The organism is Lentzea sp. NPDC037011, assembly GCF_055607425.1.
The window spans coordinates 947102-959418 of the sequence record NZ_JBVJRT010000001.1 but is presented as its reverse complement, the minus strand read 5'-3'; the positions used below and the strand labels follow the sequence as shown (position 1 = coordinate 959418).

Sequence of the window (12317 nt, the reverse complement as noted above, 5' to 3'; positions counted from 1 at the left end):
CCTCAGCCGGCGGCGTAGGTCTTGCCCTGCGCCGCCAGCTCCTCGCCGAGGATGCGGACCGCCTTCGGGCCGACGCCGTGGATGCTCAGCAGGGTCTTCGCGGAGACCTCGGTGAGGGAGTCGAACGTGGTGTAGCCGTGGGCGGCCAGCTCACGGGTGGCGACTTTGCCGATGGCACGCGGGAACTCGGTCTCAGGCTGTTCGGTCACGAGTTCACCAGCCCCGCCCGCCAGGCCCACGAAGCGATCCCCACCCGGTTCTTCACGTTCAACTTCGTCTGCACCGACGCCAGGTGCGTCTTCACCGTCGACAACGACAGGTACAACGCCCCGGCGATCTCCTGGTTCGACAGCCCGCGGGCGACCTCCCGCACCACGTCCTGCTCCCGAGCCGTGAGCAGCCCGAGGTCCGGCCGCGACGCGGGCCGCGCGAAGTGCTCCAGCATCCGCACGGTCACCTGCGGCGAGATCAGCGCGTTCCCGGCGGCTGCCGCCCGCACGGCCTCCACCAGCAGCGCGGGCCCGGCGTCCTTGGTCAAGAATCCCGAAGCGCCGTTCTCCAGAGCCGTGTGCACGTACTCGTCCAGGTCGAAGGTCGTCACCACGACGACCTTGGTCGAGGTCACGGACAGCTTCTTGGTGACCTCCAGCCCGTCGAGACCGGGCATGCGGATGTCCAGCAGCGCCACGTCCGGCTGGAGTTCCCTGGCGGCGGTCACCGCGGTCACGCCGTCGGGCACGTCGGCGACGACGGTGATGTCGGGCTGCTTCTCCAGGATCATCCGAAACCCGACGCGGACCATCTCCTGGTCGTCGGCGATGAGGACCGAGATCACTTGGTTCCTTCCAGTGGCAGTTCCGCGAGCACCTGCCAGCCGTTCTCGCGCGGGCCGGCGGAGAACAGGCCGCCGAGCAGGTCGACGCGTTCACGCATGCCCACCAGACCGTACCCACCCTGGTTCAGCTCGCCGGGGCGGCCGTCGTCGGCGACCACCACGCGCAGTGCTCCCGCGGGGGTGCGGGAGATGTCGACGTCGACCGCGGTCGGGGACTCGGCGTGCTTGTGCACGTTCGTCAGGGACTCCTGGACCAGGCGCAGCACCGAGCGGCCCAGCTCCGGGGGCACGACCTCGGGCAGGTCCATGCGCAGGCGGGTGGTGAAGCCGAGCTCGCGGGTGCGTTCGACGGTGGCGATCACGTCGGCGGCGAGGTCGGTGGTGGCCACGTCGTTCTCGCCCTGGCGCAGGGTGCCGACCAGGCGGCGCATCGCGCCGAGGGCCTCCGTGCCGCTGCGGACGATGCCGGGCAGCAGGCGGTGGGCGGCGCGCGGGTCGTCGTCGGAGACCTCCAGCGCCGCCTGGGCCTGGATGAGCATGCCGGTGACGTGGTGGGCGACGACGTCGTGCAGCTCGCGGGCCAGGACGATGCGCTCCTCCTTCTGCGCGTCGGTGACGGCGGCGGCGATCAGGCGGCCGCTCTCGGAGTCGCGGGCGCGGAAGTACAGGCCGGTGCCGACGGCGAGGAAGCCGAGGACGAGGGAGCCGAGGACCTCGTTGTAGTTGTAGGACGCGAGCCAGTTGTCGCGGATGATCGCGGCGAACACGCTCACGGCCATCAGCGAGCCGACCGACCAGGTGGCGGAGCGGCGGGGTTCCTCGCGCACGACCACGGCGGTGAGCACCAGGCAGGCGGCGGTCTCGGCCACGGTGAGCGGGCTGAGGACCGTCGGCAGGTTCACGTCGAACAGCCGGACCACGAACGACGCCACGAAGATCGACGCCACGGTCACCGGGATGGTGAAGGCGCGGGACCTGAACGACGCCACCGCCGCGATGCAGGGCGGCACGCTGAGCAGCCACACCAGGGCCTGCGAGCTCGTCGGCCCCGACATGAAGATGAGCTCGGCGAGCATCAGCAGCGCGAGCCCGGCGGCGATCGGCCATTGGCCCCGATGACTGTCCACGGGAGACAACGGTAGGACCACCGAACCGTTCCGGCCTCGGTCATCCGGCTGATCCGGTGTGTCGTCAAGGCTGAGGTTTCCCCGGCGCGGACCCGGCACCGTCAGCACCATGAATTCGGTTCTGGCCGCTCGTGGCCTCGTCAAGACCTACGGCGACGTGCACGCGCTCGCCGGGGTGGACATCGACATCTCGCCAGGTGACGTGCTGGCCGTGGTCGGCCCGTCCGGTTCCGGCAAGACGACCCTGCTGCACGTGCTGTCCGGAATCCTGCGGGCCGACGGCGGTGACGTGTTCCTCGACGGGCGCGCGATCGGGGAGCTGAGCGAGACGGGGCGCAGCGAGCTGCGGCGCACGGCGTTCGGGTTCGTGTTCCAGTCCGGCATGCTCGTCGCCGAGCTCACGGCCGAGGAGAACGCCGCGCTGCCGATGCTGCTCGGCGGGCGCTCGCGCGAGGAGTCGCTCGGCGCGGCCCGGCTGTGGCTCGCGCGGCTGGGCCTGCAGGGCATGGAGCAGCGGCGGCCCGGTGAGCTGTCCGGCGGCCAGGCGCAGCGGGTCGCGATCGCACGGGCGCTGGCGCACCGGCCGCGGGTGGTGTTCGCGGACGAGCCGACCGGTGCCCTCGACACCCGCACCGGGCAGGAGATGATGACCGCGCTGCTGCAGGCCGCGCGGGAGACGAACGCCGCTGTCGTGATCGTCACGCACGACAAGGCGATCGCCGACCGGGCCCACCGGGTCGTCGACATCCAGGACGGCCGCATCGCCGTTCCGAACCGCGGTCAGGTGCCGGCATGAGGATCGCGCTCGCGGTGCTGCGCAGGGACCGCCGCAGCCAGGTCGCCACCGTGCTGGTCGCGCTCGGCGTGATGATCGCGGTGTCGCTGGTGCTGTGGCTCGTCGCCGCACCGAACGGACTGCAGGCGCGCGCCGACCGCACCGCGTGGCGGGACGCGGTGAACCAGGGCACCCGGATCGCGGTCGACCACACCACCGACTCGTTCCGCGGGCAGCTCGTCGAGCGGTTCGAGGTCTCCCGCAACGAGCCGGGTGACGTGCCGGTCGCCGCCGGTCTCGGCAGGTTCCCGGAGGCCGGCGAGGTCCTGCTGTCCCCCGCGCTGGCCGACCTGGTGCGCGCGCACCCGGCCGAGGAGCTCGGCAACCGCTTCCCCGGCACGGTCGCCGGCGTGCTGGGGCCGGAGGCGCTCAAGCACCCCGGTGAGCTCGTCGCCGTCGTCGGACGCGCGGGCGTGAACGGGTTCAGCACCGACGCGCTGCGCAACGCGGCGGGCTCCTACCGCGACGACCACCACGGCATGCTCTACCTGCTCACCCGCGTCGGCCTGGTCGTGCTGGTGGTGCCGTGCCTGGTGCTGGTCGCCTCGGCCGCGCGGCTGACGGCGGCGAAACGGGAACGGCGCCTCGCCGCGCTCCGGCTGGCCGGTGCGACACCGGGGCAGGTCGTCGTGATGACGGCCGTGGAGACCGCGGTCGGTGCCGTCGTCGGCAGCGTGCTCGGCGTGCTGGCGGCCCAGCCGTTCAGCCACCTGACCGCGAAGATCCCGTGGGAGGGCGGGACCTGGTACCCCGGCGACTTCGTGCCCTCGACCGCGGTGGTCGCCGCGGTGGCCCTGCTGGCACCGGTGCTGGTCATCGCGGCCGCGATCATGGGGCTGCGCCGCGTGGTGAACCGTCCGCTGGCCGCAGAGGAGCAGCGGCGGGTGCGGTCGTGGCGGCTGGTGTCGATCGCCGTCGCGCTGGGCGTGTTCTTCCTCGGCATCGTCTACGCGCAGCAGGCCGGTGGCGACAGCCAGTTCACCGTGGTGCTGCTCGGGCTCGGCGCGGTGGCGCTGGCGCTGGTGCTGGCCGGTCCGGTGCTCACGGCGCAGGTCGGCCGGTTCTTCGTGGGCCGGTGGCGCACGCCGTCGACGTTGCTCGCCGGGCGCAGGCTCGCCGGTGACCCGGTGGCGGCGTTCCGCGGCTCGGCAGGCGTGGTGATAGCGGTGTTCACCGGCTCGATGGCGCTGACGATGCTGCCCGGCCTGGAGAGCCAGGTGCCGTTCCGCGACGCGACGTGGCAGGGGGGCGCGATCGTCGCCGAGCAGGTGTCGAGCGACCTCGGACCGCTGCGCGCGGCCACCTCGGCGCCGGTCGTGCCGATGCTCGACGGGTTCGTGAGCGACGGCGAGGAGGGCCGCTCCGGCCACTACGTCGTCGTCGGCAGGTGCGCGGAGGTCGCGACGGTCCTCACCGGCCTGGACTGCCGGCCGGGCCCGGCCGTCTACGCCCCCGAGGAGCTGCGGGGGGACCGGTTCCGCACCGCCGGGCCGGGTGACGAGGTCACCGTGCCGCTGCCGCGGCGGTACGAGACGCGGGCGTTCACCGGTGCCGGCCGGATCTTCGCGGTGATCGACCCGGAGGTGCTGCCCCAGCTGGCGGGCCGGGTGTCGATGGTCGGCGTGCCGACCACGGCGGAGAACCGCGAGGTCGTGCACACGGCACTGGTCGGCACGTTGCCCGGCGCGCGGCTCGCGGACGGTGAGCAGCGCGGCCTCTACGGCGACACGCTGATGGAGGACCTCCGGCGCGCCACGGTCATCGGCCTGTCGATCGCGGCGGTGCTCGGCGGCATCGGCGCGGCGGTGGCGGCGGCCGGTTCGGTGATCGACCGCAGGCGCACCTTCGGCGCGTTGACAGCGGCCGGAACGCCGATTCGCGTGCTGGGTCGCGCATTGCGCCGGGAAGTGGTTCTTCCCGTGTTCGCCGTCACCATCGCGGCGTGCGGGGCGGGAATCGCCGTGGGTCTCGGACTGCTCGTCCTGGCGCGCGGACTGGTGGGTCACGGGGAAATGCCGCTCACGCCGTGGGTGGTGGCACCGGTCGCCGTCGGAGTGGTGGTCGCGCTGGTAGCGGCGTTGGCGTGCGGCCCGGTACTACGCGGCATCAGCCCGCGGGATTACGCGGCGGAGTAGCACTCGGCCGGAAGTACGAGGCGGGAACTGGCCCTCAGCGCGATGTGCGCGGAGGGCCGTTTTCCTACTTTGGATTCATGACGAATGCACAGCTCGCCAGCATCCAGTGGGGCCTTTTCCTCTCCGTGGTCTTCATTGCGCCGCAGCTGTTCTTCCGCCAGCTCACCTGGCGCAGCGCGCTCGTCACCGGCTACGCGAGCATGCTGTTCGCCGCGACGTTCCTGCCGCTGCAGACGGTGCCGCCGCGCCAGTCCGTGCAGCTGGTCCCGTTCCAGTGGGTCGCCGACACGCTCCGCGACGGGCGGATCGCCTTCGACCAGATGACGTTGAACGTGCTGCTGTTCGTGCCCCTCGGCGCGATGCTGATGTTCTGGGGCAAGCGCACCATCGGCCAGACGGCGCTCATCGGCTGCGGCGTCTCGCTCGTCATCGAGGGTTCGCAGCTCCTGTGGGCGAACCGGATCTTCGACGTGGACGACCTGGTCGCCAACACCACCGGCACCGCGCTCGGGTGGCTCTGCGCGGTGGCCGCGGTGAAGGTCTGGACCGGCGTCGCCGACCGGGTCAGCTGGTCCGCCAGCCCAGCTCACCAGCGGAGTTGACCTCGGCCGTGCAGTGCCCGATCGCGCTGCGCGTCTCCAGTGCCGTGGCGACCTGGTCGAACATCTCGACGATCGACGTCCACTCCGGCTTGGACATCTCGTTGCGGTCCTTGTCCCACTCGACCACGCAGCCGCGCAGCACGCCGGGACGGAGGTCGACGGCGAGCACGTCACCGGTGCCGTCGAACGCGATCGGAAGCCATTCCGAGTGGAATCCGATCGTCGGCGAACCCGCTTCCGAAGAATCCGCCAGCTTCTTGACGTGGGTTTCCCTCAGCACAAAAGCCCGTTCAGCACCCAGCGGTGTGTAAAAGGGCGGCAGGATCTCGGCGAAGAGGTCGGGGTCCGTTCCGCCGTAGACGCTCCACCACAGCTGCAGGTCGTCGGGAACCCTCAGCTCAGGCAGTGCGTCGTACCTCGGACGGAGCACGGCTCGGGTAGCGGGAGCGTGTTCCGCCAGCCATGCCAGGATCCGGTTCCAGTGCTCGATGACACCCACTGTTCCATGATCTTGGCGGAACGACGGGCGAGGTACCGCTCATCGGGGCAGGATCAACGCGAACAGGTCACACCGGGGGAAGCGGCTTCAGATGGCAGAACAGGGTCTCAAGGTCGATCTCGACGCATTGACCGGATATGCGTCGGCGGTCAGCGGATTGGCGAACGAGATCGGCACGGTCGGCACCGGCACGTTGAGCGGCACCACCGCGCTGCCCGGCGACTGCTTCGGCAAGATCGGCGACGAGGTCGGGCTCAGCGCGGCCTTCCAGCAGGCCGCGCAGGTGCAGCTGGACGCGCTGAAAGCGGCGTCCACGGGGCTGTCCGGGCTCGGCACCGCCGTCACCAAGGCCCGCGAGGCCTACATCGCGCAGGAAGACGCGAACGCCGCCGCGCTGAACAAGGCGGCCCGCACGTGAGCGTCGAGGGGCTGCTGGGCCAGTTCATCGCGCCCATGAAGCAGGACCTGGCGAAGCTGGACGGCGACACCGGCGGTGCCCAGCGGGCCGGTGACGCGTTCGACCGCGCCCAGACCGCGCTCGCCGACCTCGGCGGCCGGCACAGCTCGGCGTCCACCGCGGTGCTGAACACGTGGTCCGGCGACAAGGCCAACGCGTTCACCGGCCGCGTGGCGACGTTCGCCGCGGCCACGAACGTGCTCGTGCAGAACGCCTCGACGGTGAAGGGGGTGGCCTCGGCCGGTGTCTCGGCCGTGACCGGCGGTCGCACCGCGATCCAGGGCCTCATCGACGAGTTCACCGCCAAGGCCACCCCGCGGCTCGCCGCCGCGGTGGCCGCCAGCCTCGTCGCGGGCCCCGGCGTCGTGCTGGCCGCGCTCGCCGACCTGGCCGGGATGGCCAGCGGTTACCAGGCGAAGACCACGGCCGAGCTGCAGAAGGTCCGCGAGCAGCTCACCCAGCTCGTCGGCCAGCTGAACGGCATGCAGAAACCCGACACCGGCGCTCTCGGCAAGCTCGGCGAGCCGCTGGGCGGTGACGACGGCTCGACCTCGACGTCGGGCGTCTCCGACTCCCCGAAGCAGGAGGCCGCTCCGTCCGGCAACGGCAACGGCTCCGGCGGTTCGAGCGGTGGCGGCGGCGGTGGCTCCGGCAGCGGTGGTGGCGGAGGCGGCGGCGGTGGGGGCGGCGGCAACGGTGGTGGTGGCGGTGGTTCCGGCCCGCGGCTGCCGGTCGCGATCCCGCCGCAGCCCGGCGACGGCGTCGGCGTGAACCTGCCCGACGGCAGCAGCGCCGAGGCGCCGAACGAGACCGCGGCGATGGCCGTGCGCAACGCGCTGTCCGCGCTGGGCACGCCGTACGTGTGGGGCGGCGCGAACCCGCCGCAGGGCACCGACTGCTCCGGCCTGACGCAGTGGGCCTACAAGGGCGCGGGCTTCGACATCCCGCGGCCCGCCTGCGACCAGGCGATGGGCGCCTCGGTGCCGCCGGGCCAGGTGCTGCCCGGCGACCTCGTGGTGTGGGACGGCCACGTCGCGATGGTGATCGGCAACGGCCAGATGGTCGAGGCCGGTGACCCCGTGCAGGTGCAGCCGATCCGCACGACGAACTCCGGCATGTCGTTCTACGGGTTCTACCGCCCGACGGGCTGACCGGACAGCGTCTTCCTGAGGGCGCCGAGGCCGAGCTTGGCCAGGCCCTTCAGGAAGGCGCCCGCGACGTACGCGTGGTCGTAGTGGTCGCGCCACAGCACGACCTTGCCGTCTTTCACGACGAACGTGCCGCACACCCAGAACGCCGCCTCGAACCCGCCGCGCCGGACGACGTCGGTCCGTTGCGTGAGCACGACGTTGCCGTTGGCCGCGATGTGGTGGACGCGGACCTCGACGCCGGTGACGGCCCTGTTCATCAGCCGCAGGTGCCGGGCGACCGTCCTCTTGCCGCGAGCGGGCGGGAACGGCATGTTCCGCCACACCACCTCGTCGCCCATGTGCCGCACGACGGCGTTCTCGTCGAGGGTCTCGGTGGCGCGCAGCAGCGCCAGGACAACGTCGCTCGGGTTCGTCACGCCCGGAACGTTAGCGAGGCGCGTACATGATCACGGCCACGCCCACCAGGCAGATCAGCGCGCCGGTGACGTCGTAGCGGTCCGGCCGGTACCCGTCGAGCACCATGCCCCAGGCCAGCGACCCGGCCACGAACACACCGCCGTAGGCCGCGAGGATGCGGCCGAAGTTCGCGTCCGGCTGCAGCGTGGCGACGAAGCCGTACACGCCGAGCGCGATCACCCCGCCGCCGATCCACAACCAGCCGCGGTCCTCCCGGACGCCCTGCCAGACCAGCCAGGCACCGCCGATCTCCAGCAGGGCGGCGAGCGCGAACAACGCGACCGAACGCAGGATCATGCGGCACACTGTCGCAGTAGGGGGTGATCAGGTGGACGACGACGTCGAGCGCGCCGCTCGGAAGGTGCGCGATGTCGGGCAGGCGGTGTCGGAACACGTCACGCGCAGTGGTCCCGTCACGGGACGGGCGTCCTCGCCGGACGGCGCGGTGACGGTGGTCGGGACACCGGGTGGTCCGCCGCTGGAGATCTCGGTGAGCGCCGCCGCGCTGCGGATGGGTCCGCACGGGCTGGCCGCCGAGATCGTGCGCGTCGCCGAGAAGGCCCGGCTCAGCGCCGGCTCGCGGCTGCACGAGACGCTGGAACGGGTCGTCGACCCGCGGGAGCTGAACGCGATGGGCTTCGAACGCGGCCACGACGACGAGCAGCAGCAGGGGTGGCTGCGGTGAACGAGGAACGCATGCGGGCCGTCGAGCAGCTCCAGCGCGACCTCGCGATGACCGCGGAGACCGTCGAGCACCCGAGCGGCCTGTGCACCGCCACGGCGACGGCGAGCGGTGAGCTCAGGGCCCTGCACCTGCACCCCGCGCTGCTGAGCCGGGGTGCGCGGGCGGTCGGCCAGGTCGCCACCGAGACCGCGCGGCTCGCGACGAACGCGGCCGTGCAGACGAGCTTCAACAGGATGGCGCTGGCGCTGGGCGACGGCATGGCCATCAACGTCGAGGCGATCGCCGGCGACTCGCCGTTCCGCGCGACGTGGAACCCGGTGGTGCCCCCGGTCGTTGCAGCTCCTGAGGCGGTTGCGCCCAGGCAGCCGAGGACGCCCCTCGTCGACGACCCGGACGAGGACGCCTTCTTCGAGAACCCCTTTGGGCGCCGGTGATCAGCACCGTTAGGCTCGCCCACGGCATTCGGCAGGCATGACCGGGAGGTCAGTGATGGCGCAGGACATCGTCCCCATCGAGCTGGGGCTGACGCAGGGTGACGTGGTCACGCTGTGGGCACCCCGGTGGCGTGAGGAGGGTGAGGAGTGGGAGGCCTTCCTCGGTGACGAGGAGGACCTGTTCGTCTTCCCCGACGCCGCGCACCTCGCCGCCTTCGTGCGCACCGCGGGCGAACACGACCTCACCGACCACCCGGCGTGGCCGATCGTGCCGAAGCTCGGCATCGCGGACCTCTCGCCGGACGACAACCACCAGTTCGACCTGGTGGGCGTGCCCGAGCTGGTCGCGGAGGACCCGGACACCTGGACCATCGGCGAGCTCGCGGACGTGATCGCGATCGTCCGGTCGCTCGCGGACGTCTGCGACCTCGAGAAGATCCACGAGGTGCTCGACTCCGCGGAGGGCTTCTCGCTGCTGCCGCAGGGCACGCTGCCGTTCAGCGGCCGTGACGGGGCGAAGCTGTGGGACGAGCTGTCCTCGGTCGTCTCGGAGAAGTGGGACGAGGTCCTCGACGCCATCGACAGCGTGGTCAACACGCCGGAGGTGCCGGAGAAGGAGCTCACCCTCGCGCAGGAGGAGCTCGCGGAGCTCGAAGCCGCCCAGCCCGCCGAGGTCGACGACGTCACCGAGGACGGCGACGAGGAGAAGGCGGAGCCCACCGGCTTCTGGGCCGAGGTCGGCATCGACCCCATCAAGATCATCACGTCCGCCGGCGAGTTCTACACGCTGCGCTGCTACCTCGGCGACGACCCGATCTTCCTGGGCCGCCGCGGCAAGATCGAGGTCTTCACCTCGTCGCGCGCGCTGAGCCGGTTCGTCGCCGAGAACGACGACCACGACCTGGCCGAGGTCGAGACCTGGAACGACGTGAAGGTCAAGGCCACCGCGGGCGAGCTCGACGCCGAGGTGGACGACGACAACGTCTACGTGCTCACCGGCATCGCCGAGGACATGGAGGAGGGCCCCGACGCCCTCGACCCGCAGCAGCTCGACCTCGCCGTCGAGCTGTTCGAGGACGCGGCCGAGTGGGCGGGCGACGAGTCCGTGAAGGAGGCGCTGGCCACCTCGGAGTCGCTGGGCTGGCTGGTGTCGTTCGTGGTCGCGCCGGACCCGACGCGGCTCGCGCCGTCCGCGCCGTACGACGCGGAGGTGGCGTCGTTCCGCGAGCTGCAGGCCAAGTTCGAGGACCGGCTCAACGTCAACTGACGTTCCGGCACGGGGAAGGGGCCGCTCGCGCGATGCGAGCGGCCCCTTCCTCGTCGCAGCGGCTCGCCGCCGACCTCCGCGACCGCAGCACGCTCGGCGACCACGGCCCGGTCGGGTCGATGGAGAGCGAGGCCGAGCTGGCCGGCGTCGACGCCACCGAGGCGTTCCACGGGGACTCGCCCTACCGGCCGCGCACGCCGTGCAACGCCTCCAAGGCAGGCGGCGACCACGCGGTGCGGTCGTACTTCGAGACGTTCGGGCTGCCGGTCACGATCACCAACTGCGCCGACATCTACGGGCCGAACCAGTTCCCTGGGAACGTGCTGCCGCAGTCGCGCGAACAGGTCGTGCCGGACCGGCCCGGTCACGACCGCCGCTACCTGCTCGACTCCCGCGTGATCGGCCGCGAACTGGACCGGCGCCCGGAGATCCGGCCGCGAGCTGGGCTGGCGCCCGGAGATCGGCTTCGAGGCCGGTGTCCGGGACACCATCCGCTGGTACGCGGCCAACCGCGCGTGGTGGGAGCCGTTGCGGACGCTCAGCCCGGTCGACGAGAGCGCATGGACTACCGCGCGGTGAGCGCCGCGTAGCCCGGCTTGACGAGCTCGTTGATGATGGCGAGCCGCTCGTCGAACCCGATGAACGCCGACTTCATGGCGTTGATCGTGAACCACTGCAGGTCGGCCCAGCCGTAGCCGAACGTCTCGGCGAGCGCGGCGAACTCGCTCGACAGCGAGCAGTCGCTCATCAGGCGGTTGTCGGTGTTGACGGTGACGCGGAAGCGCAGCTTCGCGAGCAGGCCGATCGGGTGCTCGGCGAGCGTCGGGGCGGCACCGGTCTGCAGGTTCGACGTCGGGCACATCTCCAGCGGGATGCGGCGGTCGCGCACGTACGCGGCCAGGCGGCCCAGCTCGGCGCCGGCGACGTCGCCGTCGGACACCTTGATGTCGTCGACGATCCGCACCCCGTGGCCGAGGCGTTCGGCACCGCAGTGCTGGATCGCCTCCCAGATCGAGGGCAGGCCGAACGCCTCACCGGCGTGGATGGTGAAGTGCGCGTTCTGCTGACGCAGGTACTCGAACGTGTCGAGGCCGCGGGTGGGAGGGAAGCCGGCCTCGGGGCCCGCGATGTCGAACCCGACGACGCCGAGGTCGCGGTAGCGGACGGCGAGCTCGGCGATGCGCAGCCAGCCCTCGTTCTGGCGCATGGCGCACAGCAGCGTGCCGACGCGGATCTTGCGACCGGTCTCGGCGACGCGGGCGGACCCGACCCGGAAGCCCTCCTGGACGGCCTCGACGACCTGCTCCAGCGAGAGGCCCTTCTCGGTGTTCAGCTCGGGGGCGTAGCGGATCTCGGCGTAGACGACGCCGTCGGCCGCGAGGTCCTCCACGGCCTCGGCGGCGACGCGGACCAGGGACGCCTCGTCCTGCATGACCCCGCACGTGTGGGCGAAGCCCTCCAGGTAGCGCACGAGGGACCCGGAGTTCGCGTTGTCGCGGAACCAGCCGCCCAGGACGCCCGCGTCGGTGGTGGGCAGGCCCTGGTAGCCGGTGGCATCGGCGAGTTCGATCACCGTCTGCGGGCGGAGGCCACCGTCGAGGTGGTCGTGCAGCAGGACCTTCGGCGCGCTGCGGATGGTCTCCAAGGTAAGCGGCGTGGACATCACTACACGTTACTCCAGGCGACACGCCGCTTCAGAGCCGGATGAAATGATCTTGGCGGCGCTATGCTCAGGAGTCGTTCTCAGATGTTGCCGATCCGTGATCAGCAACTTTCTGCAACCAGGGCGAGGCTCACATCACCCCAAGGTAGGAACATCACTTCTCGCTACCGC

16 protein-coding genes are annotated in these 12317 nt (G+C 71.5%); 9 read left to right on the top strand and 7 right to left on the bottom strand.

What is annotated here, in order from left to right:
- Positions 1-2: 2 nt before the first annotated feature.
- The 3 genes from ACZ7CH_RS04880 to ACZ7CH_RS04870 are packed head-to-tail and all read right to left on the bottom strand — an operon-like array spanning position 3 to position 1962.
- Positions 3-209, bottom strand: coding sequence for a helix-hairpin-helix domain-containing protein (locus ACZ7CH_RS04880; protein WP_360396014.1), 207 nt, complete (start codon positions 207-209; stop codon positions 3-5).
- Positions 206-835 (bottom strand): response regulator transcription factor, encoded by a 630-nt coding sequence (locus ACZ7CH_RS04875; protein WP_360396012.1) that lies wholly within the window; start codon positions 833-835, stop codon positions 206-208. The genes ACZ7CH_RS04880 and ACZ7CH_RS04875 overlap by 4 nt, the downstream gene beginning before the upstream one ends.
- Positions 832-1962, bottom strand: coding sequence for a sensor histidine kinase (locus ACZ7CH_RS04870; RefSeq protein WP_360396010.1), 1131 nt, complete (start codon positions 1960-1962; stop codon positions 832-834). The genes ACZ7CH_RS04875 and ACZ7CH_RS04870 overlap by 4 nt, the downstream gene beginning before the upstream one ends.
- A gap of 109 nt (positions 1963-2071) precedes the next feature.
- On the opposite strand from ACZ7CH_RS04870, the gene ACZ7CH_RS04865 reads away from it, so the two are divergent.
- The 3 genes from ACZ7CH_RS04865 (at position 2072) to ACZ7CH_RS04855 (ending at position 5534) form a co-directional block, all read left to right on the top strand.
- Complete coding sequence (locus tag ACZ7CH_RS04865; RefSeq protein ID WP_360396008.1) at positions 2072-2758, top strand: ABC transporter ATP-binding protein; 687 nt, start codon at positions 2072-2074, stop codon at positions 2756-2758.
- Positions 2755-4932 carry an FtsX-like permease family protein gene (locus ACZ7CH_RS04860; protein WP_470373166.1) on the top strand — a complete coding sequence of 726 codons (2178 nt, stop codon included), beginning with the start codon at positions 2755-2757 and terminating at the stop codon, positions 4930-4932. The genes ACZ7CH_RS04865 and ACZ7CH_RS04860 overlap by 4 nt, the downstream gene beginning before the upstream one ends.
- A gap of 77 nt (positions 4933-5009) precedes the next feature.
- A complete protein-coding gene (locus ACZ7CH_RS04855) occupies positions 5010-5534 on the top strand; it encodes a VanZ family protein (RefSeq protein WP_360396005.1) in 525 nt (174 codons plus the stop codon).
- On the opposite strand, the gene ACZ7CH_RS04850 is transcribed toward ACZ7CH_RS04855, so the two are convergent.
- Positions 5497-6033 carry an SMI1/KNR4 family protein gene (locus tag ACZ7CH_RS04850; protein ID WP_470373165.1) on the bottom strand — a complete coding sequence of 179 codons (537 nt, stop codon included), beginning with the start codon at positions 6031-6033 and terminating at the stop codon, positions 5497-5499. The two genes, ACZ7CH_RS04855 and ACZ7CH_RS04850, sit on opposite strands and share 38 nt — an antisense overlap.
- 91 nt (positions 6034-6124) lie before the next feature.
- Between ACZ7CH_RS04850 and ACZ7CH_RS04845 the strand changes: the two genes are divergently transcribed.
- Together ACZ7CH_RS04845 and ACZ7CH_RS04840 are read left to right on the top strand one after the other, a co-directional pair.
- Positions 6125-6451: a type VII secretion target gene (locus ACZ7CH_RS04845; RefSeq protein WP_360396001.1), complete on the top strand. Its 327-nt coding sequence runs from the start codon at positions 6125-6127 to the stop codon at positions 6449-6451.
- On the top strand, positions 6448-7641 hold the full coding sequence (locus ACZ7CH_RS04840; protein WP_470373164.1) for a C40 family peptidase: 1194 nt from the start codon (positions 6448-6450) through the stop codon (positions 7639-7641). The genes ACZ7CH_RS04845 and ACZ7CH_RS04840 overlap by 4 nt, the downstream gene beginning before the upstream one ends.
- On the opposite strand, the gene ACZ7CH_RS04835 is transcribed toward ACZ7CH_RS04840, so the two are convergent.
- Both ACZ7CH_RS04835 and ACZ7CH_RS04830 read right to left on the bottom strand, forming a co-directional pair.
- Positions 7623-8057 (bottom strand): limonene-1,2-epoxide hydrolase family protein, encoded by a 435-nt coding sequence (locus ACZ7CH_RS04835; protein ID WP_470373163.1) that lies wholly within the window; start codon positions 8055-8057, stop codon positions 7623-7625. The genes ACZ7CH_RS04840 and ACZ7CH_RS04835 overlap by 19 nt on opposite strands.
- Positions 8058-8067: 10 nt before the next feature.
- The gene (locus ACZ7CH_RS04830; protein ID WP_360395996.1) at positions 8068-8394 is read right to left on the bottom strand and encodes a YnfA family protein; all 327 of its coding nucleotides are present in this window, start codon (positions 8392-8394) and stop codon (positions 8068-8070) included.
- A gap of 31 nt (positions 8395-8425) precedes the next feature.
- On the opposite strand from ACZ7CH_RS04830, the gene ACZ7CH_RS04825 reads away from it, so the two are divergent.
- Genes ACZ7CH_RS04825 through ACZ7CH_RS04810 form a run of 4 tightly spaced genes read left to right on the top strand, consistent with a single transcriptional unit; the run spans position 8426 to position 11073 of the window.
- Positions 8426-8782 (top strand): hypothetical protein, encoded by a 357-nt coding sequence (locus ACZ7CH_RS04825; RefSeq protein WP_458430258.1) that lies wholly within the window; start codon positions 8426-8428, stop codon positions 8780-8782.
- Positions 8779-9216, top strand: a complete 438-nt coding sequence (locus ACZ7CH_RS04820; RefSeq protein ID WP_458430257.1) for a hypothetical protein — start codon at positions 8779-8781, stop codon at positions 9214-9216. The genes ACZ7CH_RS04825 and ACZ7CH_RS04820 overlap by 4 nt, the downstream gene beginning before the upstream one ends.
- A gap of 55 nt (positions 9217-9271) precedes the next feature.
- On the top strand, positions 9272-10483 hold the full coding sequence (locus tag ACZ7CH_RS04815) for a primosomal protein (RefSeq protein ID WP_360395992.1): 1212 nt from the start codon (positions 9272-9274) through the stop codon (positions 10481-10483).
- A 32-nt stretch (positions 10484-10515) separates the two neighbouring features.
- Positions 10516-11073, top strand: coding sequence for an NAD-dependent epimerase/dehydratase family protein (locus tag ACZ7CH_RS04810; protein WP_470373162.1), 558 nt, complete (start codon positions 10516-10518; stop codon positions 11071-11073).
- Here ACZ7CH_RS04810 and ACZ7CH_RS04805 read toward each other — a convergent pair.
- Positions 11049-12146, bottom strand: coding sequence for an adenosine deaminase (locus tag ACZ7CH_RS04805; protein WP_360395988.1), 1098 nt, complete (start codon positions 12144-12146; stop codon positions 11049-11051). The two genes, ACZ7CH_RS04810 and ACZ7CH_RS04805, sit on opposite strands and share 25 nt — an antisense overlap.
- Between the last annotated feature and the right edge of the window lie 171 nt (positions 12147-12317).